The sequence below is a fragment of the Thermococcus sp. 21S7 genome (genome assembly GCF_012027615.1).
Taxonomy (GTDB): Archaea; Methanobacteriota_B; Thermococci; order Thermococcales; family Thermococcaceae; genus Thermococcus.
In genome coordinates, this window is sequence record NZ_SNUT01000003.1 from 24437 (window position 1) to 46022 (window position 21586).

Sequence of the window (21586 nt, forward strand, 5' to 3'; positions counted from 1 at the left end):
AACACCTCACATAGGCTTGAAATACAGGTTGCCCTTGTTGAGCCTCATAACTTCACTGACCTTTCTCTTCTTGACGGCGCCTTTCCGGAATATGCCGAAGGCCCCGGCACCTCCGGGGATGAGCCCGCCGATGAGCCCCCAGGCGCTTCCGTATGCGCCGGCCGCGATTATGCCGATTATCAGACCGGCCGCCAGAACGCCGGCACCCAAGAGGCTGGCTTTCTTTCTGGCGCCGCTCATGAGCGGGTACTCCGCCTGGACAACCCTTCCGTCGGTTCCATCAACGTATCCCACGAAGTTTTGACCCCCGTATTCGTAGTAAACCTCCCAGAGGGGGTAGTGCACGAGCCCCTGGTACTTCACCTCAATCTCAACGCCGCCGAGGGATTTGTCCTCCTGGCTCGCTTCGCTTCCGAGGGCGCTCTCCATGATGCTCCTCGCCATCGCTTCGGCCTCCTCCCTGGACATCTTGGGCTCGTAGTACTTGCCCTTTCCGACAACTGCCTCATCGAAGAAGCGCTTGCCCCTTATCGGGAACGGGTAATCCTTTAGCAATTTCTGGAAGGGTGAGCCTGCGGGGATTCCGACGAAGCGAACCTCTTCTATCGTTGACCAGCGCGTGCTCCTACCGTGGAGATAGAAGAAGTAAACCGGCACCCAGTGGAGCTCCTTTTTCGTTATCTTCGCCCCGGTTATGTCAGCCGGAGCGCCGTACTGCCTGGAGATGAACTTGAGCAGAACTCCTCCCGCGTCCTTCCTTATCGGCGGGAAGAAGAAGTGTTCGCCGAGTTCTTCCTTCGTTTCGAGCTGGAAGGTCGTTCCGCAGTAGGGACACGTTGCGACGCTCACGGTGTCAGGAACCTTAAACTTGGCCGAGCAGGTTGGGCACTGAACCTCCATGGCTATCACCTCTTAAACGCCCCCGTGAAGTGCCCCATGATGCCGGTGCTCCTCTCGGTTCTCTGCCCCTCCAGAACCAGCGACCCGAAGTAGCCGCTGGCGCCAGCCCCAAGTATCAGCGAGAGCACCGAAACCAGAGCCGAGCCGTTTGCACCGCCGTAGGCAGCTCCAGCAGCGCCTATGATGACTCCGAGGACGACGCCGGCCATGTACTGGGCGCGCCTCCAGATGGGCATGGGCTCGGTGGCGGCAACGTCCCTTCCGTCCCAGCCGGCGAAGACGGCATGGTATATAGAGTTTTCATATTTGTAATAGACGGTCCACATCGGCAGGAGAATCAGAGAAACGTTCTGGGGCTCATCGGCGGTTATATCAAAGCGCTCTATCCTGTCTGCCTTGGCTGAATAGCGGTCCCTTATGACGTCTACCGCATCCTCGCGCATTATCATCTTCGCCTGGGTCTCGTCTATTTCAGTGTTGAGTATCTCCAGCTTTATCTTTCCCCACTGATCCTCGTCCAGCTCAAGGAGCTTTTTCCCCTTGGGCTTTGCCCTCGAGTAGTGGACGATGATGTCATCAACGCCGAAGCTCTTGACCTGCCTCCTTGCGGAGCCGATGAGGCTCAAAACCTCGTCAACGTAGTCGTGGTAGTGCCTCTCGACGGTGTGGCAGTGGGTTTCGCCCTCCGAGTCAGTGTGGCACTCCTCCTCGCGCACCATGTACTCGACGTCACCCTCAACGTGAACGCTGCCCACCCAGTACGGGGCGTAGTGGCCTTCGATGTCAACTACCTCGATCCCCTCCTTCATGCGCTTGAGGTCGAAATCCCTGTTGACGCGGTCCCAGAAGGCCTTGGCTATGGCGTTTTTATCGACGGTCGGGACGATGTAGATGTTCTCCGTTTTCAGGTTTCCACTCACGTGGTTCGGAAAACCGCAGTATGGACAGATTGCAACTATGGTTTCCGGAGATACTTCGAGGGGCGCACCGCACCTCTCACATTTAAATCCAACGGCCTCCATGAATCACCACAGTGCACATAACTACTTTGGAGTATTTAAGGGTGCCGGGGATTTTTATGAACCGTGGTAATACTGGAGGGTCTACGGCATTTTTCTTACCAGTTCCACAAGCTCCCGGAGGTTCTCCACGTAATAGTCGGCGCCCTCGATTTCGCCAAAGCGCGTAACGTTAACCACCTTCATGCCGGCGCGCTTTCCTGCGAGCACGTCGTGGTGGCTGTCGCCTATCATCAGCGCTTCCTCCGGCTCCAGGCCGAGTGCGTTCAGGGCCTTTTCAACGAGGTAGGGGCTTGGCTTGACGCCGTCCAAGTTCGAATAGTCTTTCCCGTAAACAACCTCAAAGTACTTCCTCAAATCGAAGAGGTTCAGAACGAACTCCGTGCACTCCTGGGAGGCGTTGCTCACGGCCGCGAGCTTCAGGCCCATCGCTTTCAGCTCTTCGAGGGCACCAACGTCCGAGAAGGGCCGTATCTTTCCCCGTTCGGCCATCCACCTGCGGTACTGGAGGTTCACGCCATCGACGATTTTCCAGAACTCCACGTGGTCTACCCCAAAGCGCTCGACGTAGCTCCTCGGAAGCTCGCCGGTTACGGTCTTTCTGTAGGTCTCGTAGTCCAGCTCGATGCCGTGCTCCCGAAGGGCCGGCATAACCCACCTCTCGTACCATTCCCTGTGGTCGTAGCCCTCGTAGTAAACCAGGGTCTCGTCAACGTCGAAGATTAAACCCCGGAGCATCCTCATCATAGAGGAGGCAACGGTGGAGCTTTAAAATTTGTCGCTCAGAGTTCAAGTTTCTTGAGGAGGGCCCACTGCCGCGGTTCCCATGCCAACGGATCCGTGACGACGTAAACCCTTGCGTTGGCGAATATAACGTAGTCGCGGATCGTGTTGAGAAACCTCAGAAACGCTTCAAAGCCATTGTGAAGCGCCAGATATTCCGGGCACGCTATGACCACCGCCCTGTTGGGGTGTCCCTTGAGGCTCGTTATTATGCCGTCGAGGATTCTGTGAAGCTCCCTCGGACCGAAGTAGCCCTTAACCGAACTCACGGTGATGAGCTTCCAGCCCTGATGGATTCTCATACCTGCCCTGCCGATAACGACAGCGTTTTCCTCCGGAACATCGGAGAATGAACTCACCAGTTTAAACGAGGGTACTTCAACCTTTTTCGTATCCCTCCCTTTCCATGGTCTCGCCAGCACGGGAATCAAAATCTCAAACACCTCCCCCACCACTTGAAAATAAAAGTCATAGTAGGTATTTAAAGCCTTTTTGTAGATGCCTGTGTAGGTGCAGGGCCTCGGCCTCCTGGACTGGTCATCACCATTCAGCCGGTTGATCCCTCGTCATCGGCAGAGAAAGTAGAAAAAAGTGGTTAAAAACCTTCAGAACAGCTCCTCAAGCTTGACGTCAATCTTGTCCGGGTTGAAGGGCAGGACGTGCCTGGTGGTCTTCGGGGAGTAGACCTCGCCGCGCTTGACGAGCTCCATGACCTCCTCCTTGCTCGGGGCCTTCCTGATGAAGACGTAGTCGATCTCGCCCTTGCCCATGTCCTCCCTAGCATCTTCCTTGAGGCCGTAGTAGATGAGCTCGATTTTACCCTCAACGCTCATCTCGTCGAGGACCTTGCTGACCTTCTTCTGCTCATCGAGACCGCCCGGAACGGCGAAGACCTTCTCACCGACGATGGCGAAGGCAATCTCGCCCCGCTCGGCCTTTTCCTCGGCCTCCGGATCCTCAACGACCTCAAGACCTTCTGCCTTAAGCCTATCGATGACCTCATCGAGGTTACCCTTGAAAGCAGGATACCAGGTGTAGACCTTGACGTCGTCGCTGAAGTAGTCGAGTATGACGGACGGAGCCTTCTTGGCGCCGAGCTTCTGGAGGCCGGCCCAGCGGTGGTGGCCGTCAACGATGAGGTACATGTCCTCACCGGGAACCTTGGCGAGGAGCATGGGCTTCCAGAAGATTCCACTACCGGTAACGCTCTCGATGAAGGCCTCAAGCTCTTTCTGAACGAGCTGCTCGTGGGGCTTCATCTTGTCGAGCTCGATAAAAACGTAGTCAACCTTCTTGGTCGGAATGTCGTACTTCGGGACCTTTTCAACTCCCATGAGCATACCTCCCGTGGGTTTACGATGGGGAAAACGCGCCGGGAGATAAAAAGCTTGTGGCAAAGGTTAAATCGTTTTGAGACCAACAGCCAACGATGAGAAACGTAGCGGATTTGCCCCTTCACGGAGGTCACGTTCCGGCGTGGCTGGCCCGGAGGATGAGAAAGCTCACCCGGTTAGTGCTCGTTCTGGCGGTCGAGGAGTATGGAACAAAGGGTCTCCTTGAGAGGCTCTCCGACCCGGTCTGGTTCCAGGCCTTCAACAACGTCATCGGGATGGACTGGGACTCATCCGGTTCAACCACCGTGACGGCGGGCATGATAAAGGACGCCCTCTGGAGGGAGGAGCTGGGGGTTAAAGCTGCCGGGGGCAAGGGGAAGAAGAGCAGGGCAACGCCAGAGGAGCTGAAGACCATAGCCGAACTCTACGAACTCGATCCCGAGCCCTACGTGAGGACATCACGGCTGGTCGCGAAGGTGGACACCGTCGCCCTCCAGACCGGCTACGGGCTCTACCACCACGTCTTCTTCCTCGATGAGGAGGGCAACTGGGCGGTGGTACAGCAGGGCATGAACGAGGCCGAGAGGATGGCGAGGCGCTTCCACTGGTTCGATGCCGAGACCTTCACCCTCGACCCGCACAATGCCATCTCGGGGCTCAGGAGGGAGTTCGCCCTCAACACGGTCTCGAAGGAGTCGAGGGAGTACCAGAAGACGCTCCTCGACGTGGTGCAGGAAAAGCCGGGGAAGATAGAGCGCGAGCTGGAGAGCCTGAAAGCCATAGCCAAGGGCTACCGGCCACTGGTTTACTACAAGCCCCGCGACGTCGATGAGGTTTCCATCCTGAGGCGCTACGAGAGCCTCGGAAGGTTCGAGCTGAACAAGAGGGCTCTGGAGTTCGCCCGGGAGCTGAGCGTGGATAACTACGAGGAGTTCCTTCTCCTGAAGGGCCTCGGGCCGAGCACGCTTAGGGCCCTCTCGCTCGTCCTTGAGCTGGTCTACGACGTCCATCCGAGCTGGAAGGACCCGGTAACTCACCCGCCCGACCCCTTCAAGTTCACATACGCCGTCGGAGGCAAGGATCGCGTTCCCTTCCCGATAGACAAGCCCGCCTACGATGAACTCATCTCCTTCCTTGAGGAGCTCGTCTCAAGACACCCGGAGGAGAAGGCCCTCGTGAGGAACGTGACGCGGATAACGAGGAACTGGAAGTTCTCGGAGGAAGAGAAGAGACCAACTTAAACCTTTTTAACTATCGCGGTGGTAGTTTGTACTTTGATGAAGATAGCTTTGGAGCTTGACCGTTTCCTTGAGAAAAGGCCCCTTGCAAGAAAGCGATGTCTGACCATTCTTCATTCGATAGCCCGCGGAAGAAATACTTGGAGCGAATTGAAAACGGAACTTGAAAAAACGGAAAAGCGCGAGATAACAGATGCAACCATTGCAAGACTCCTCAACGCCCTCCTGAAGCCTCTTTTATAGAGAAAAGATGGACGGCAGGAACATTCCCTACAGGATTAGCCGATCCCGTGTTGGAGTTTGCACTTCTCAAACGCTAGAAGTCGAAAGATTTTTAAACGCTCGCCCTTCCCTAATATCGAGCCCCGGTGGTGTAGCCCGGTCAAACATGCGGGCCTTTCGAGCCCGCGCCCCGGGTTCAAATCCCGGCCGGGGCACCAGAATTCTGCCTCCAAGCTTATCCACACCTTCTCCAGTTGAGAGCTGCGCTAAAACAGCATCCTCAATAAAACGAGACCTATTATAAGTAGTTCTACCCAAAAGTTCGACGACCCCGTTTAGTCCACTTGACTATACTGTCAGTGGATATTAGTTTTTATTTGAATCTGTGATCGTTAATGCGGGGACATAGGGGCTGTTCCGGCCATCCGAGCTGTCCACGAAGATTAACCGGCTCATTCCACCATCAGCCGGCTCGACGAGCTCTCCCGAAGGGAGCTTCCCTTTACGGCATATGTCACAGAAGATACTCAGGCAAACTTTTTAAATCTCCGCCCGACCCTCAACCGATGGCCATGAAGACGCTCGCCGACCTTTTCAGGGAAGCGCTGATGGAGAAGGGGATAGAGAGCTTTGGGGTGCTCTCAAAGCGCTTCAGAAAGTCAAAGAACAAGCTTCAGGACGTGGCAGTGGAGATAATCAACGGAAAGGGGGCAGTATTCCGCGTTCTGGAGAAGACGGCCGTTGCGTGGGACTTGAACGGCAACCACGTTGAGGGCTCTCATTACGCCTACGCCCCGCTGTGCATGATGGAGAAGTTCGAGCCTGTTCTGACGCCCGAAGAGCTCCGCTCAAAGCTCCCGGAGTGGCCCTACTTCATAATCGACCTATACCACTGGGACAGGCACACCCAGAAGGAGAAGGGTAAGGTCTGCCTGCAGGTGAGCCAGAGCTACGGCCTGCTGAGGGACTACTTCACCGGAAGGGAGCTCGCCGTAACGTGGGCGAACGATGAGTTTAAATCCATGTTCCACGGCCCCATCGAGAGAATAACGACCTACGCCGGACCGACGGCAGATTTTCTGAAGGAAAAGGGCATCGATGAGGTCGTTCTCCTCGACCCCTGGGCGGATGATGTCCTGAGCGGGGAGGATTTTGGCGTTGGGGCATTTATAATCGGCGGCATCGTCGACACCGGCGGGAACAAGAAGAAGACCACCCCTAAAATAGGCCAGGAGCTTGAGAAGGCTGGGATAAAGGTACGCAGGAGGAAGATCGTCCTCAAAGGCGATGTTGTGGGCGTCCCCGACAGGATAAACCGCATCCTCGGCATAATCCTCAAGATGATGGTGGACGGGAAGTCCATGGATGAAGCGGTTTACGAGTTCCAGGAGCCGCTACACGCCCGCTGGCGCCTGAGGAAGGAGCTCCCCAAGCGAGCTATCAGGTACAAGGTGAACGGCAAGACTTACCGGGTGGTCGAGAAAGAGTTGTTCGATGAGTACTCCAGGTGGCTCAAAATCCGCCCGGAAGACTTCGTTAAAGTTCTCAGGGAGCTTGACCTGATAGCCCTTGAGAGGAAGAGGATACACCACCTCAACAAGATTTCCAATGCGAGGATAATCAACGGCAAGGCTTACAGGGTAATTCTCCTCAAGAAGGCCGCGATGCTGTGCTACAACTGCTGAAATCATTTGAAGTACCCCCTCCTAATTCCGGCAAGGATGAGCAGTGCAAGAAAGGCAACACGAAGGGCAAACCTCTGGGCCGCGGATATCTCTGGGAGTGGAATGTTGAGGTAAACGATCAGGGCCACCACCGCCAGCGCTATAACGATGGCCTTCAGCTTTCTTTTCCACCAGGGGTCTGGAACCTCAATCCTGTCCCCCAAAAGATCTTTGGCAAGATTTTCAAAGCCCTTTTCGTTTGTTATTAAAATCTCCGTGTCCCTTGCTTTTAATCTCTTCACAACCGTGTTCTTTACTGTGGTAAACTCCACATCATCGGGTTCTTCGCCCTCAGACTCCTCCGATATCGTCAAAATCCTGGCGTTCGGAATCGCGTAGAAATCTCCGAACAGTCTCACAACAATCACACTTCCGTTCTCCTTGCAGAGCCGGCTCAGGGTATCCGATGCCTGTTCCGAGGTGTAGAGCGGAACAGGGGCGAGTTCCATCGACTTAAGCTCCCTTGAGAGGGAAACCCACTCCTCCGGCGCGCTGGCTTTGTCAACGTAGTACACCGTCCACCTGGCCATCACACCACCGGCAGGATTAAAAATCCAGACTTTAAAAGAATTACGATGTACAATTGTCCAACGAAGAACGGAAAAAGAGTAAAACTTCAGAAGAACACCACGACGGCGTCCCCAACTACCGCAGTTTCAACCTCTTCGCCCTCGCTGAACACAGCCTTCCTGAGCACGATGTCCTCCTTGCCGAGCTCGACCTTTTCTCCGTCAACCTCAAACTCGACCTTCCCGGCCTCCTTGAGGGCCCTTGCAACCTCTTCCGCGTTCTCCTTGAGGTAGGCGGTAATCTTCGGCACGAGTTTACCGTAGCGCGGCCCGACCGTCCTGAAGTTGGGCTTTATCTCGGTGATGCGCTCTTCGAGTTCAGGCTCGCCCCGGATTATCTCCAGCCTCTCGATGTTCATGGTTCCCGCGATGTCCTTCTCGATGGCCTTCAGGGCCTCATAGGAGTCGGTAGCGTAGATGGCCACGTGCTTGAGCTTGGCGTTCAAAGCTAAGCCGCGGCTGTTCTTGTAGCGCCTCATGGCACCGACTATCTCGCGGGCGAGCTCTCCGAGCTTCTCAGCCTCCTCGCTTATCCTGCCCTCGTCGTACTTCGGCCACTCAAGGAGGTGCACGCTCTTGGCACCAACGTGGGCCTTGAACATCTCCTGGTAGAGCTCCTCAGTTATGTGCGGGGCCAGCGGGGCGAGGAGGAGCATTATGTTGTAGAGCAGCTCGTAGAGCGCCGCTTTAGCCTTGAGCTTGCTCTCCTCGTCGTCACCGTAGAGGCGGTACTTGATCATCTCGATGTAGTCATCAGCGACCTCGTGCCAGACGAAGGTCATCAGCTCCCTGGTGAGCAGGTTGAAGCGGTAGCGCTCCATCTCCTCGGTGGCGAACTTGATGACGCGGTGCAGCCTTGAGAGTATCCACCTGTCAATCGGCTCAAGCTCCTCCGGAGCGCTGCTCGGGTCGAAATCGCTCAGGTGCCTCTCGGCGAAGCGGTAGATGTTCCAGACCTTCTGGAGGAAGCGGTAGTTGTAGTCGACGGTCTCCCACTTGAACGGGTGATCCTCTCCGGGCGGTGCCAGAGCCGTCCAGAGGCGGAGCGCATCGGCGCCGTACTTCGGAATAACCTCGTCCGGGGCAACGACGTTGCCGTAGCTCTTGCTCATCTTCCTGCCGTCCGGCCCGGCCACCATTCCGTTGATGAGGACGTCGTCCCAGGGCTTCTCACCTGTGAGAACCCAGGTTCTGAATATCGTGTAGAATGCCCACGTCCTTATGATGTCCGTTCCCTGCGGCCTGAGCGCGGTCGGGAAGTTGTGCTTGAACCAGCGCTTGGCCTCTTCGTAGCCCTTGATGGCCTCGTGCCACCGGGTTATGATAAGCGGGGTTATGCTGGAGTCTATCCAGCAGTCGAGGACGTCCGTTACGGGTTCGAGCTCGGCACCGCAGACCGGGCACTTATCCATGGGCGGCTTGTCGAAGCGCGGGTCGACAGGCAGGTCTTCCTCCTTGGCAGGAACCACGTGGCCGTTCTTGCAGACCCAGAACGGGAGCGTCGTTCCAAAGACCCTCTGCCTGCTTATAACCCAGTCCCAGTCCATTGAGTCCGCCCAGTCCTTCAGGCGGAGGAACATGTCGCTCGGGTACCAGTTGATCTCCTTAGCGACCTTCACTATCTCGTCCGTGAAGTCCCTCACCTTGATGAACCACTGGGTCTTGGGGAGCAGCTCGATGGGGGCCATACATGAGCTCCTCTCGGTGTGCCTCAGCACGCGGTGGTGGACCTTCTTCCTGTCGTAGAGCAGGCCCATCTTTTCGAGGTCTTCGGCTATTCTCTCGCGCACCTCTTCCGCCTTAAGGCCGGCGTAGGGGCCGGCGTTTTCGTTCATCGTGCCGTCCTCGTTGATTGCTATGATAACCGGCAGGTTGTAGCGCTTCTGCCAGACGACGTCCTGCTCGTCACCGTAGGTACAGTTGTAGACCGCACCGGTTCCGAATTCGGGGTCAACGTCCTCATCGGCTATAACAGGCACTTCCCTCTCGAATATCGGGAGCTTTACCTTCTTGCCCACAACGTCCTTGTAGCGCTCGTCATCGGGGTGGACGAAGACGGCAACACAGGCCGGCATCAGCTCGGGTCTCGTGGTGGCTATGGGGACGTAGCCGCTTCCATCCGCCAGCGGGAGCTTGATGTAGTAGAGGTAACCATCCTCCTCAACGTAGCCGACTTCAGCCTTGGCCAGACTCGTCCTGCAGCGCGGGCACCAGTAGACCGGGTGCTTGTCGCGGTAGAGCATACCCTTCTCGTAGAACTCAAGGAGGGACTTCTGCACGGCAGCCCTGTACCAGTCGTCCATCGTGTGGTACTCCAGGTCCCAGTCTGCGGAGTAACCTATCCTGATAAACTGGTTGCGCATCGCCTCGATGGCCTGCCAGGTCCACTCAACACACTTCTTGAGGAAGAGCTCGGGCTGGTCTTTGCTGATTCCGAACTCCTTCTCCACCTTAAGCTCGGTCGGCAAGCCGTGGTTATCGAAGCCCTGCGGGAAGAGCACATTGTAGCCGGTCATTCTCTTATAGCGCGCTATGATGTCGATCCAGGTGTGGCTGAGCACGTGACCGAGGTGGAGCGTTCCGCTCGTGAACGGGGGTGGAGTGTCTATCGCGTAGCTCGGCCTCTTCTCGTCGAGCTCGTACTTGTAGATTTTCTCATCCAGCCAGAACTTCTGCCACTTCGGTTCAATCTCGTTCGGGTCGTAGGTCTTAGGAAGCATGGGCATCACCTTTTCGGTTTTTTGAAGATGGGTTACCCTCAGAAGGGCGGCTTAAAAATCTTAGCAACGCCGGTGGTGCCGGAGTAAGGGTTAACCAAGAAGCGCGGAACGCATGGGATTCAAAGGTTGAGATCAGCGTTACGGTGGACGATAGGCACCACCAGGGTATAGAAATGAGCCCGAGGTTTAAAAAGTTTGGGGTTAAAAAATGAAAGAAGCCTCATCCTTGGTTGAATTTCGAGAGCAACAGCAGTGGAAGGGCGGAGGCGAGGGCGAGGATTCCTGCCGTTTCGTACGCCACTTCCAGGCCGAAGAAAGAGACCAGCGCCCCGACGAAGATGTTCGCAGCCGCCATGAAGCCGCTTGAGATGGTGCTCATTGCCGAATTGACCGTTGACCTGGTTTCAGACGGAATGAAGCCGTTCTTCACGACCGCCATCACTGGAAACCTAGCCCCCAGTGTGACCTCAATGGCAAAGAGCAGGAAAACGCTGAGTGCAAGGTTCTCCATGATGCCGAGGAGGAATATTCCGAGTCCCCACAGTGCTGTTAATGCCGCGAGTGCCCTCGGTGTGGGACTGATTTTCTTTGAAATCAATGCTCCACCGGAGGTTGACAGCACCATCAGGGCAAAGAGCAGACCCATGTACGTCTCCGGAAGTCCCCTGCTGGAGAGCAGTATCATCCAGAAAGTGAAAAACGCTCTGGCGGAGAAGCTGAGGAGGAATGAGGCCGCCAAAAGTAAGTGAATCGCCCTGTTGCTCCTGAGCTCGCGAAGGCCTTCCCTTAGCACCTCGACGTAGCTCTTTTTCCGGGTCCCATAGTTGTCCGGCAGCATGAGATAAGCGGTGAGAGCCGATGCTATCGAGAGCACTCCCGCGGCCAGCACGGGCAGGTTCGGTGCAAGTGATGCCAGATAGCCCGCGGAAAGGCCACCGGCAAACCGAACCGGCCCCGAGAGGGCCCTGACCCTGCCGAGAACGTCCTTGACCCTGCTCCCGTCTCCAAGGGAATCGTACAGCCAGGGTATCATTGTCCCGCTGACCAGCGCCGCCCCGAGTCCCGTCATCGCTGAACCCAGGAGAATCATCGGAAGGTTCCCTGATAGTGCTATTACCAAGATACCGGTGCCGAAGAGTGCACTCCCCGCTGCGTACGTTTTCACCCTGCCGTACCGGTCCGCAAAACCGCCCGTTGGAAAATCCGTTAGGAGCTGAACAATCTCAGAAACGCCCTGAACCAGGCCAATCTCCAAAAAACTGAGGCCGGCAGTTTTAAGCCACAGGCTCAGGTAGGGACCCAGTACCGCCGAGCCCAGAGAGCTCAGCAGCGCCGTCACCGTGTAGCGCCATTCCAGACCGCGCTTTCCTCCTCCCGTGAACGATAGGCATCACCCCTGTACAAAAGGAGGCAGAAATTTAAAAATTTTAGGCTACTTCGCCGCCACCAGCCAGTACCGCCGGTCGTTGGGCCTCAGCTCGTGGAGGTCTCCGTAGATTTTGACCCGCCTGAAGTGCTTCTCGGCCAAAAGCCTCATCTCCCGTGGGGTGTAGATGTTGAGCTCGTCGTCCACCATGAAGGCCCTAACGCTCCCATCGGGCTTCACTATCTGCACGAGCCTCTTGAAGCGGAGCTTCTGAAAAGCCGGCTCTACCTCGCGCCAGTCAGTTATGACGAGTCTTTCTTTGCCCTTCCGTTCGTCCCATACTATTGGACCGTCCCTTCCGCCGTAGTACCAGCACGGGAAGTCGGCGATGAAAATTCCGCCAGGTTTCAGGGCTCGTTTTACAGAATTAAATAATTGCTGAATTGCAGAATCATCGAAATACATAATGGACGAGAAGAACATCGTCACGGCGTCAAATTCCTCCTCGAAGTCAAGCTCAAGCGCGTTTCCCTGAATGAACTCGACGCTAAGCCCTTCCCCTTTGGCCTTCTTCTTAGCGACGGCGAGCATCTCCTCGTGGAGGTCGAGGCCCGTAACCCTGTAACCGCGCCTCGCGAGTTCGAGCGTTGGAATCCCGGTTCCGCAGGCAAGGTCTAGGATTCGCCGTACTTCCCTTTCCGCATCCTCTCTAAAGAGTCCCTCCACGAAGTCTATCTCCTGAGAAACCCGCTCGACCCTCCGTCTGTAAATCGCGTCGTAGTACTCGGCAAGGGCCGTGTAGAGTTCGTGCATGGTACCACCAGAAATATGGACATATTTTCAAACAAAAGATTTTCGGCGCTCAGAACTCAACGGGCCACATGTTGGTGTACAGCAGGAACCGCGTATCCCCGTCGGTGCTCTCCTTAACCTTCCTAAGCGAAACCCTTTTGGTGGAATCCTCCCCCTCTCCCGTCCCCAAGACCTTAACGTAAAGGATCACCCTCTTCGGCGGTTCTTTGACCTCCGTTTCTATCCTCACCTCTCGTTCCCGCATTTCGCCACCTCTGGTCAGCACGGTCACGACGAGGTTCTCTTCTCCCTCGATTTCCCATGAATAGCCCCTGCCCAGAGGTATTCTGGCTTTGATTACCAGCACGTTGCGCCTGGCCTTCCCACGCCCGAAGATGCCCATGCTGAACGACACCCCAAGCGCGAGCAGGAGAAGCGGAGGGGCCAGGTAGTACAGCTCCCCAAAATCCACCCCTCTCCCGGTGAGGTAATCAATCGCCCACAGGAACACCAGGGCGGACGTTACCGTTGCCACGGCCATCACAAGGAGAGAGGGGTAAACGACGCCCGCAACGTCCTCATCGGGAATTTCCCACTCACTCATAATCCTCTCCTTCTCAATCAGCTCCCCGAGGTAGTCATCAACTATCGAGACAACAACAAGCACGGGGATGTAGAAGAACGCCCGTGAAGTTGGGAGCAGCACGTTTTTCTCCAATGCATCCATCAGGGGCGGGTACAGTGTCGGGAACGCTGTTTCGACCAGAGGGGAGGCCCGCGTTATTAGGTACAGAATGTTTGCAAAGTACGCGAGGGATATCAGCCATCCGGGAGACTCCCCGTTGAGAACTATAAACCCCACCAACGCGGCCACGCCGAGGCGGATCAGCGTTTCTGGAGCTACGATTCCGAGTCCACCAAGAAACGCCGTCAGGGGAGCTATCGAGGCCAGCATGTCCGAAACTATGAGTATCATTGGCACCAAAACTGCCAGCCTCAGTGCGGTCAGGACGTGATCAGTTCTCATCTTATCAGCCTCACTGTTTTTGTAACGACGGAGGTCACGTCTTCCCTGGTCGGGTCCCAGAGGATTGAGTACACCCCAGCCCTTAGAAGGTCGTGCCGGAGGGCCCGCTTCTCCAGCAGTATCAGCGAGCTGACGTCCCTCCCTAAAAGCGAGTACGTGGACACATCGAACACGAGCATTGGAAGCCGTTTATCCCTGTATATCGGACGAAGCCTTCTTATGCCCTCCCTGATCTCAGCCAGTCTTTCGGGGAGCAGGTTTGAGACGTAAATCACAAGGGGTGTGTAGCGGATAAGCACGTGCTTGAGACCCTCCACGGCGCGAACAAAGTCCTCCTTTTCAACCTCAACCTCTTCAAGCTCCAGGAGCGTTTTAACCAGGATATACAGCTGCTTTGACCCGGTGGCGGGAAGGATGAGCTTTCCGTGGCCCACTACGTAGAGACCAACGTTGTAGTTCCTCTTTGTGAAGTAGTACGCCAGGGAAGATACGAGCTGGATGCTGTATTCCAGGGGGTTTTCCACGGAGGAGCCAACTTTGGAGCTCGTTGCGTCTATGATGAAAAGCACCGTCTTTTTGCCTTCCTTCTCGAACTCGTTTACCAGAACCTCACCCTTCCTGGCGGACGCCTTCCAGTTTATGAAGCGGACGGGGTCGCCCGCGCGGTACTCCCTTATCTCCCTGAAGTCCGTGGAGGCCACGCCCCTGATGGAGACGCTCGTCACGGGGATGGGAATCTGGGACTTTGTAACGGGCGTTCTGGTCCTCTTCGGAAGGCTTACGCGCGGCAGCACCGATAGGTAGGTTTCTTCACCAAAAACACCCCACCTGCTCGGTTTGAGCCCAAAGACGTGGTATCCCAGCACCTCACTGCGGCCGATGCGGTACCTGCCCCTCTTCGCGGGTTTGATGACGTACTCGTACTCCACCACCAGTTCCCGGGGCCCCTTGAAAAACGCTCGGACGTTGCTCCCATCCACCAGCGCGAACTCCTCCGGGAGGGTGTCCCTTATCACCACGAAGCCGAGGCCGCGCCTGACCTTGAGGCGCACGCTGACCCTCAGTTCTTCCCCCACCCGAAGGTTCGTTTTGACGAGCTTCCTCTCAACCGATATTCCCTCAGGGGGATCCACCAAAAGCCCCGCCGCCAGCACCGTCATGGGAATTACCGCCAGGTACGCCAGTCCCGGCATGGAGAAGATTATCCCTGCTGCGATGAACCAGAGGGCGGTGGAGATGAATGAGCGGGCCGCGGTCATCACTCCTCACGCTCGAACTCTTTGGGAACCGGAACCCTCTTAACCGCCGCCTCGACGACCTCCCGACCGCTCACTCCCTCAAAGGCGTACTCAGCCCCGAGAACGATTCTGTGAGCCAGTGCATCTATGACGTATCTCTTGACATCATCTGGAACAACGAAATCCCTGCCGTTCATCATGGCGTTCGCCTTGGAAACCTTCAGCAGCGCCAGAGCACCTCTGGGGCTCGGGCCCGCCTCGACCCTTTCGTCCTTCCTGATCTCCCTGACGATTCCCGCGATGTATTTGAGAACCTCGTCGTGTATGAACACCTCGTGCTCAACGAACGCCTGCATCTCCAGGAACGTGTCCCTGTCCATGACCGGCTCCATGTCAGCGGTTGGGTCGTCCTTGCCCCACGATATCCTTGCCTTAAGGATTCCAACTTCGTCATCCAGGCTCTTCGGATATCCCACACTCATTCTGAGGAGGAACCTGTCGAGCTGGGCCTCGGGGAGAGGGTAGGTTCCCTCGTACTCGATGGGGTTCTGGGTGGCTATCACGAAGAAGGGCCTCTCAAGCTTCAGGGTGTCGCCCTCTATCGTAACCTGGCGCTCCTCCATCGCCTCAAGCAGCGCGGACTGGGTCTTGGGGGGAGCGCGGTTGATCTCGTCCGCCAGAAGAACGTTCGTGAAAACCGGCCCCTTCAGAAGCTCAAACGTTCCAAGGTTCTGCCTCCAGACTTTGGTGCCTATGATATCGCTCGGCAGCAGGTCTGGCGTGAACTGAACCCTGCGGTACTCCAAGCCGAGGGCGCGGCCGAAGGCCTTAGCGAGCAGGGTTTTCCCCAGACCAGGGTGGTCCTCAAAGAGGACGTTTCCATTTACGAGAGCCGCCGCCAGCGTTTTCCTCACAACCTCCTCGTTACCGATGTAAACCTTCGAAACCGCCGAGACGACTTCATCACAGAGGGCTGCATAGGACTCCGCTTTCATCTTTTACCCCCCATATACTCTTCAATCTTTTCGATGGCAGATTTAACAAGCTGAAGGCGCCTTTGGAGGCGCTCCCTCTCCCTCTTTCTGACCAGCCAGCTCGGAGTGAACACCGAATAGCACTCCTCCTCGTACTCCACGATGGGCTCGGTTAGCTCTCTAACTGCTTCAATGTTTCCCAGGGCTTTTATGCCGTAGTATGTCAAGAATGTCACGAGCGGGCCCTTCTTTTTACGGAGAACGAAGTCCTCCACCGCTTCCTTCACACGCTCGAACTCCTCGTCCCCGGTTACAGATATCTCCATACTGTGCTTTTTCCACTCTCCCACCAGATAGTTCTCAAGGTTCGCCGCAGAGAGGTGGTTCTGCACGGCCATCGCCGCCAGCAGGGTTGCGAAGCCTATCGTCCCCCACTCTAGGTAAAACACGTACCCCGGATAGTTCTCAAGCATGTAGGGCCTGAGCCCGGCGTACAGCCCCAGGAGTACAAAGAGCAGTATGATTCCAGCGGCGTTTCTCTCCACGAAACGGCTTCCTATCAGACCGGAGCGTTCAACGGCAACGAGCGCGTACACGACCACCGATGCTGCCGCGGCGTAGAGGAACGCGGGGGCTATAATGTATCCCCTGACCAGCTGCCCGCTGAAGATGTAGAGGGCGTAGAAGGCGATGGCCACCCCCAGGCCCCGGGTTAGAAGCCCCGGAACCTCCGGGAGCTCCGGCGCGACGCTGGCCGCGGTAATTCCTGCGGCGAGAAGGGCCAGGGGGAGCTGAAATTCCCAGCGGGTGTACGGTTCGGAGGGGAGGAGATAGAACGCGAGTGCAAAGCCCGCCCCCTTAAAGAGTTTGGAAGCAACTTCCCCGTAATCGGGGAGCAGAAGCGAGAGCCGGGAGAGGAGGAAAAACAGCAGGAGCACCTCGATGCTTGCCACGAAGTCCCCCAGGTATCCGCTCAGGAGGGGATATCCCGAAAGGGCATAGACGAGCACCATGAGGATAGGATAGAGAATCAGAGAGGTATCAATCTTCCCCATAGCAGTCACCTCCAACCAGTCGGGACAGGGACCGGTAGAACTCCATGAACTCCCTCCTTCCAACGGGGTAGAGGCTGTACCTGGCGACCTCGAAAAGGTACGTAACGGTCTTCAGGTCGTTCCAGTCGTATTCGCCCCGCAGTCTGTGGGCGAGTTCCTCCGGGGCGAGGTCCTTGCCCCCCAGTCCCTTTCTCCTGGCGAGTTCGAGGAAGCATCTGTCGTAGAGCCTCATTATTTCCTCCCTGTAGTCCACAACCCACACTTTGAGCCATCCCTTAACTTTCTCCCCCTTTGCGAGAAGTTCGTGAACCCCCCTGGGCAGCACCAGTTCGAATTTATTCCCAGTTCCAGCGGGCTTGCCGTCGACGAAAAGCTCAACGGGAACGTCGCTCGTGACGGTGATTTTCTCGCCCTCGCCGTAAACCGGCGGCCTTCTGTCGGGATGAAGGATTGGCGAGTAGCGCCTTTTCTCCAGCCCTCTGAGTGCGGAGGCAATTCCAAGCTTAAGCGCTACGATATCCTCCATCCTCCTGTAGACGAGCACTCCCGCGGGCAGTATGATGAGTCCCGCGAGAATGAGGGTGTAGGGCGGCCGCCCGGCCACGGGAACCTCGAACTCAGCGGTGGATGGGAGGTAAAACTCGTCCCCTTCAAAGACCGCCCTGGCCCTATGTCTCCCGCTTTCACCCGGCCGAACCGTGAAGCGGGCAGTGCCGTTCATGTCCGTCCTGGCGCTGTGGTTGCCGAAGAGGCTGAGGGTGACAATCCTTCCAGGGACAGGATTGCTGAACGCATCCACGAGCCTGACCGCGATCGTGGCGTTCTCCCCCTCCCGCATCTCGCCGAATTCCACGGTTATGTTGGTGGGGGAGGCAATTGTCACGGGGATGCTCTCCAGAAGAACGTCTTCGTAGGTAAAGAAAACGTTGTAAATTCCCGGAGAAACGTTTACGGGAATGGTGAAGTTAAAGCGTCCCCCCTCCAGGACGCTGGTGAAGCGGCCCATGGGGGTCGAAAGGGACACGCTGCCGGAGTCGACGCCCAGAATCGAGCCGTTGATCGTGATGTTCCTGCCTATTATCCACCTATCAGGAACGGTTGCATTGAGCTCAACCGCGGTGATGTTTACCGCTGCCTCAGCATCCAGATAGTACCTGCCTCCCCCGTACGATATCAGAACACGGTGTTCCCCTGGCGTTTCCAGAAGCAGGTGAGCCGTGAAGACGCCGGCGGAATCGGTGGTAATGTTGATGTGAAAGGTTCCGTCCAGGCTGACCTCAATCGTGGCGTTGGGAACGCCGTTTCCTGCGGAATCAACGAGCTTTCCCCCGAGTTCAAACTTCCCGGTCTTCGTCACCATCTGCCCCTCAACCTGAATAGCCGTCCTGTCCCTGACGATTACCTCCGGGTCGCTGTTGGACGGGAGGTAGTAATCGTTTCCTCCGAAGTGGGCCACTATCTGATAGTTTCCGGGGGGAAGGTCAGGAGGAGCGGAGCACTCAATGCTGAAACGCCCGTTTATCGAGACTCCTCTGCCGACCACCACACCGGGGGAGTCCTTGCTCTCGTTGAGGGTCACGTACACCGGGCCGTCAACGGGCCCTCCGTTCTCGTCGGTTACGGTTCCGTTCACCCAGAAGGGCTGGTCCTTCAGTATCTCAGCCGGATAGCCGGTTATCCTTGTCCGGGTGCGCCCGAGAACGTGTAGGGGAACCTGGAGGACAACCGCTGTGTCGCCGGAGGTTCCGGTTATTTTAACGGTGTAGTCCCCGGGCCTTGAGGGCGCCATTAAGAGGAGGTCGGATTCGAAGTCGGGGATTCCCGACTCCTTCAGGAGCCTGTACCTGCCTGGATACTCCACACTCAGGTCAACCCTCCGGGAGTATCCCTCCCCCGTGACGTAGATCCTTACCCCTCCAAGCCCCCCCGTTGCGAGGGTGAGGTTTTCAGGTTCTGCCGTCAGAGAGAACTTCCCGCCCCGAACTATGACGGTGAACGTTTTCGATTTCGTTCCGCCCATGGTACCGCAGTATGAAAGGGTGACTTTGACCGTTGGATGATACGTGCCCGGCTCAGGAATTCCGCTCATGCGGAATGGTTTCGTGATGTTCGGCGCAATCGTGGAGCTGACCGAATACAGCCCGTCCATGCTTATTTTAACGCCGAGTTCCGGTTCGCAGCCGTTTACTTTTCCAAGGCCGTGAGGAATCACGGTGACGTAGACCTGAAAAGCCCTGCTGACCTCGGTGACAACGGGGTCCGGCTTGATCAGGATGTCGAAATCCGGGCCGGGAAGGCTCTGGTTCTCCGGTTTCTGCGATTCGCCCACCCCCGCGGGTGCAGTGGCATCAAACGTAACCCATCCAATGCCCTCAAAGGGCACCTCCGCCCACGCGTGGGCCTGTATCGGGTGCACGGCCTGCTCGGCAGGGGTTTCTTTTATCAGATATCCCGTAACCAGCCTCGCGGGGATTCCGTTCAGTCTGGCCAGAACCACAAAGGCCGTGTTGAAGTCGATGCAGACCCCTCTCTTCGAATGAAACAGAAACCATTCGAGGGGGTCGATACCTTCGGGGGCGGGGGGCGCGTTCATGTCAAATTCGTAGTGCGTGCGAAGATAGCTCTCTATCGCCCTCGCCTTCAGGTAGTCCCCTTCGATTCCCGCGGTTATGTTGCGGGCGAGCTCCAGAACCCTCTCACTCACGTTCGGAGTCTGGAGGTACCGGGTAGAGGCGGTGGTTTTCGCTCCCTTCAGGAGGGCATCCGGGAATATATAATGCACGGTCTTGAAGGAATAGTTCCAGACGACCCCGGAGGTTCCGAACAGGTGGCTTTCAGGGTAGTATTTCAGGCCACCCGGTGCGCTCACCTCTTCGGTGTACAGGGCCGTCAGAAGGTTGTCCTCGACTATCGGGGACGCCAGAACCACCGTGATGTTGTCAGACACATTTGCATGTTCCACTGTGGGAAGCGGCAGGACACCGCGGTTCCCAGTTATGGGGGTCTCGTTCAGGCGGTGCCAAGTCCCGTTTAGGTATGTGACGTAGACGCCGCCCCTAAGGTACGCGGTGTGGGCTGCACCTCTCACGGTCATGATGATTCTCTCGGTGTCCTCCCTGCGGAAGCCGTTTCTACGGAGGTCTATGAACTCGGGCTCCGTGAGGATACCCGTGCTATTGGAACTCATTCCGGGGAGCCGGAACTGGGGGGTCATGTTGGTGTATTCCCGGCTGAGATTTGAGGGGGAGCCGTTTGGTCCGCGCGAACTGCCGTTCAGCCAGGGGTAAAACCTGGAGAGGTCGGGGATACCGTTTTTCATAACAGACTTTCCAGCGGACTGCTCGGGAGTGCTCACACCTAAAAGGTTCTCGACACTGGCAATCCCAGAGCCATTGCCCGCGGGGGCCCTTTCAGGGGTACCGTAGAGCTTTGTAGGTATCTGGTTTATCGAGGCTATCAGGAGCAGGGTAATCAACATGGCCAGCAATGCGGAAACATACCCCCTCAAGGGAAACACCGCTCGATCTTTACTAAACGCTGTTGGTATCCCGGTTATTTAACTATTGCTGTCGGTTTCCACAACACGTATTGTTAAGCGCCGTTTAAGACACTCCTGAACCCCGCAATTAGAATATCATTTTCTTCCGGTCTCCTAACCGAAAAGCGGACATATTCAGGCAGACCAAAGCTCGTGCAGTTCCTGATAAGGACCCCGTGTTCTTTAAGTCTCTCCACGACTTTCCCTGCATCACCAACGCGCTTGACGAAGAAGTTGGCGTCGCTCCTAACGTCTAATGCTCTTTCAAGCCTCTCCTTCTCGCGCCAGATGAGGGGCATCGTCTTCCTCAGGTGCTCAAAGCCGTCTTTGAGGAGAAACTCAAGGAAAGCAACCCCAGTCGAGCCTATGCTCCAGGGCATTCTAACGCTCCTGAAAGCCCTTTCAAAGCCGAGGACGTAGCCGACCCTTATCCCAGGCAAACCGTAGCTCTTGGTGAAGGTCCTGAGCTTCACGATGTTTTCTCCCTCTGGACTTTCCGGCGTTTTCACGAAGTCTATGAAGGCCTCGTCAAGGATAAGGAGCGCCCCCGTATCCTCCACCGCATCGAGAAGGGGCTTAAGTTCCCCCACGCGGTAGAACCTTCCATCGGGGTTGTTGGGGTTGCAGAAAAATACAACGGAGTTCCTCTCGATGAGTTCAGCCAGCCTTTCTGGCTCGTTCGGGCCTTTGATGGCTTCCGCCCCGAAAATCCGTGCAACCCTCTCGTACTCGCCGTAGGTGTGGCGGGGGATTACGACCCTCCTCCCGCGGAGCGCGAGGATTCCGAGGAGGTAGAGCGCCTCGGTGATGCCTGCTGTCAGGGTTAGAGGCTCGCCGACAAGCCCTTCCAGCTCCTCCTCAAGCCCCTCGTAGTAGGGGTAGCGGCCGCTTATCTCTTTGGAGCGCTCAAACATCTCATCGAGCCACTCAGGAGGATAGGGGTTGAGAGATGCCGAGAAGTCGAGCAGACCTTCCTCCCTTGCACCGCCGTGATATGTTTCGAATTCACGTAACCTGAGCATGGCACGGATACATGCCTGTTAACATTTTTAATATTATCCTTTTCTCCGTGATAAGGCCACGGCTG

18 protein-coding genes and 1 tRNA gene are annotated in these 21586 nt (G+C 56.6%); 4 read left to right on the top strand and 15 right to left on the bottom strand.

Annotated features, from left to right (window positions below):
* Window positions 1–6: 6 nt before the first annotated feature.
* The 5 genes from E3E51_RS05780 to serK all read right to left on the bottom strand — a co-directional run bounded on the left by E3E51_RS05780 (window position 7) and on the right by serK (window position 4036).
* Window positions 7–900 (bottom strand): hypothetical protein, encoded by an 894-nt coding sequence (locus tag E3E51_RS05780; protein WP_167912206.1) that lies wholly within the window; start codon window positions 898–900, stop codon window positions 7–9.
* Between the two features lie 5 nt (window positions 901–905).
* Window positions 906–1922: a hypothetical protein gene (locus tag E3E51_RS05785; RefSeq protein ID WP_167912207.1), complete on the bottom strand. Its 1017-nt coding sequence runs from the start codon at window positions 1920–1922 to the stop codon at window positions 906–908.
* 81 nt (window positions 1923–2003) lie between these two features.
* On the bottom strand, window positions 2004–2657 hold the full coding sequence (locus E3E51_RS05790) for an HAD family hydrolase (RefSeq protein WP_167912406.1): 654 nt from the start codon (window positions 2655–2657) through the stop codon (window positions 2004–2006).
* Between the two features lie 44 nt (window positions 2658–2701).
* Complete coding sequence (locus E3E51_RS05795) at window positions 2702–3154, bottom strand: DUF835 domain-containing protein (protein ID WP_346765948.1); 453 nt, start codon at window positions 3152–3154, stop codon at window positions 2702–2704.
* A gap of 153 nt (window positions 3155–3307) precedes the next feature.
* Window positions 3308–4036: an L-serine kinase SerK gene (serK, locus tag E3E51_RS05800; RefSeq protein ID WP_167912208.1), complete on the bottom strand. Its 729-nt coding sequence runs from the start codon at window positions 4034–4036 to the stop codon at window positions 3308–3310.
* A gap of 95 nt (window positions 4037–4131) precedes the next feature.
* Here serK and E3E51_RS05805 point away from each other — a divergent pair, with 95 nt between their 5' ends.
* The 4 genes from E3E51_RS05805 (at window position 4132) to trm10 (ending at window position 7181) form a co-directional block, all read left to right on the top strand.
* Entirely contained in the window at window positions 4132–5277 is a 1146-nt protein-coding gene (locus E3E51_RS05805) for a DUF763 domain-containing protein (protein ID WP_167912209.1), read from the top strand.
* A gap of 36 nt (window positions 5278–5313) precedes the next feature.
* Window positions 5314–5517: a hypothetical protein gene (locus tag E3E51_RS05810; protein ID WP_206204505.1), complete on the top strand. Its 204-nt coding sequence runs from the start codon at window positions 5314–5316 to the stop codon at window positions 5515–5517.
* Between the two features lie 119 nt (window positions 5518–5636).
* Window positions 5637–5714: transfer RNA gene (locus E3E51_RS05815), tRNA-Glu, on the top strand.
* A gap of 354 nt (window positions 5715–6068) precedes the next feature.
* Complete coding sequence (trm10, locus tag E3E51_RS05820; protein ID WP_167912408.1) at window positions 6069–7181, top strand: tRNA (guanine(9)-/adenine(9)-N1)-methyltransferase; 1113 nt, start codon at window positions 6069–6071, stop codon at window positions 7179–7181.
* Between the two features lie 2 nt (window positions 7182–7183).
* On the opposite strand, the gene E3E51_RS05825 is transcribed toward trm10, so the two are convergent.
* From E3E51_RS05825 to E3E51_RS05870, 10 genes are all read right to left on the bottom strand, one after another.
* Window positions 7184–7750, bottom strand: coding sequence for a hypothetical protein (locus E3E51_RS05825; RefSeq protein ID WP_167912210.1), 567 nt, complete (start codon window positions 7748–7750; stop codon window positions 7184–7186).
* An 86-nt stretch (window positions 7751–7836) separates the two neighbouring features.
* A complete protein-coding gene (locus E3E51_RS05830) occupies window positions 7837–10509 on the bottom strand; it encodes a valine--tRNA ligase (protein ID WP_167912409.1) in 2673 nt (890 codons plus the stop codon).
* A 220-nt stretch (window positions 10510–10729) separates the two neighbouring features.
* Window positions 10730–11848 carry an MFS transporter gene (locus E3E51_RS05835; RefSeq protein WP_346765949.1) on the bottom strand — a complete coding sequence of 373 codons (1119 nt, stop codon included), beginning with the start codon at window positions 11846–11848 and terminating at the stop codon, window positions 10730–10732.
* A gap of 93 nt (window positions 11849–11941) precedes the next feature.
* On the bottom strand, window positions 11942–12688 hold the full coding sequence (locus tag E3E51_RS05840; RefSeq protein WP_167912211.1) for a class I SAM-dependent methyltransferase: 747 nt from the start codon (window positions 12686–12688) through the stop codon (window positions 11942–11944).
* 49 nt (window positions 12689–12737) lie between these two features.
* Window positions 12738–13694, bottom strand: coding sequence for a hypothetical protein (locus E3E51_RS05845; protein WP_167912212.1), 957 nt, complete (start codon window positions 13692–13694; stop codon window positions 12738–12740).
* Window positions 13691–14953 carry a DUF58 domain-containing protein gene (locus E3E51_RS05850; protein WP_167912213.1) on the bottom strand — a complete coding sequence of 421 codons (1263 nt, stop codon included), beginning with the start codon at window positions 14951–14953 and terminating at the stop codon, window positions 13691–13693. Before E3E51_RS05850 ends, E3E51_RS05845 begins: the two co-directional genes overlap by 4 nt.
* On the bottom strand, window positions 14953–15927 hold the full coding sequence (locus E3E51_RS05855) for a MoxR family ATPase (protein ID WP_167912214.1): 975 nt from the start codon (window positions 15925–15927) through the stop codon (window positions 14953–14955). The genes E3E51_RS05850 and E3E51_RS05855 overlap by 1 nt, the downstream gene beginning before the upstream one ends.
* Complete coding sequence (locus E3E51_RS05860) at window positions 15924–16961, bottom strand: hypothetical protein (protein WP_167912215.1); 1038 nt, start codon at window positions 16959–16961, stop codon at window positions 15924–15926. The genes E3E51_RS05855 and E3E51_RS05860 overlap by 4 nt, the downstream gene beginning before the upstream one ends.
* Entirely contained in the window at window positions 16948–20469 is a 3522-nt protein-coding gene (locus tag E3E51_RS05865) for a transglutaminase domain-containing protein (protein WP_167912216.1), read from the bottom strand. Before E3E51_RS05865 ends, E3E51_RS05860 begins: the two co-directional genes overlap by 14 nt.
* 83 nt (window positions 20470–20552) lie before the next feature.
* Window positions 20553–21521 (bottom strand): aminotransferase class I/II-fold pyridoxal phosphate-dependent enzyme, encoded by a 969-nt coding sequence (locus E3E51_RS05870; protein WP_167912217.1) that lies wholly within the window; start codon window positions 21519–21521, stop codon window positions 20553–20555.
* Between the last annotated feature and the right edge of the window lie 65 nt (window positions 21522–21586).

Excerpts from the sequence above, each read along its gene's own strand:
- E3E51_RS05785 (WP_167912207.1), bottom strand. The coding sequence starts at position 1,922 with ATGGAGGCCGTTGGATTTAAATGTGAGAGGTGCGGTGCGCCCCTCGAA.
- E3E51_RS05855 (WP_167912214.1), bottom strand. The coding sequence starts at position 15,927 with ATGAAAGCGGAGTCCTATGCAGCCCTCTGTGATGAAGTCGTCTCGGCG.
- E3E51_RS05825 (WP_167912210.1), bottom strand. The coding sequence starts at position 7,750 with ATGGCCAGGTGGACGGTGTACTACGTTGACAAAGCCAGCGCGCCGGAG.
- serK (WP_167912208.1), bottom strand. The coding sequence starts at position 4,036 with ATGGGAGTTGAAAAGGTCCCGAAGTACGACATTCCGACCAAGAAGGTT.
- E3E51_RS05845 (WP_167912212.1), bottom strand. The coding sequence starts at position 13,694 with ATGAGAACTGATCACGTCCTGACCGCACTGAGGCTGGCAGTTTTGGTG.
- E3E51_RS05860 (WP_167912215.1), bottom strand. The coding sequence starts at position 16,961 with ATGGGGAAGATTGATACCTCTCTGATTCTCTATCCTATCCTCATGGTG.
- E3E51_RS05805 (WP_167912209.1), top strand. The coding sequence starts at position 4,132 with ATGAGAAACGTAGCGGATTTGCCCCTTCACGGAGGTCACGTTCCGGCG.
- E3E51_RS05830 (WP_167912409.1), bottom strand. The coding sequence starts at position 10,509 with ATGCTTCCTAAGACCTACGACCCGAACGAGATTGAACCGAAGTGGCAG.
- E3E51_RS05850 (WP_167912213.1), bottom strand. The coding sequence starts at position 14,953 with ATGACCGCGGCCCGCTCATTCATCTCCACCGCCCTCTGGTTCATCGCA.
- E3E51_RS05870 (WP_167912217.1), bottom strand. The coding sequence starts at position 21,521 with ATGCTCAGGTTACGTGAATTCGAAACATATCACGGCGGTGCAAGGGAG.
- E3E51_RS05790 (WP_167912406.1), bottom strand. The coding sequence starts at position 2,657 with ATGCTCCGGGGTTTAATCTTCGACGTTGACGAGACCCTGGTTTACTAC.
- E3E51_RS05810 (WP_206204505.1), top strand. The coding sequence starts at position 5,314 with ATGAAGATAGCTTTGGAGCTTGACCGTTTCCTTGAGAAAAGGCCCCTT.
- E3E51_RS05840 (WP_167912211.1), bottom strand. The coding sequence starts at position 12,688 with ATGCACGAACTCTACACGGCCCTTGCCGAGTACTACGACGCGATTTAC.
- trm10 (WP_167912408.1), top strand. The coding sequence starts at position 6,069 with ATGAAGACGCTCGCCGACCTTTTCAGGGAAGCGCTGATGGAGAAGGGG.
- E3E51_RS05780 (WP_167912206.1), bottom strand. The coding sequence starts at position 900 with ATGGAGGTTCAGTGCCCAACCTGCTCGGCCAAGTTTAAGGTTCCTGAC.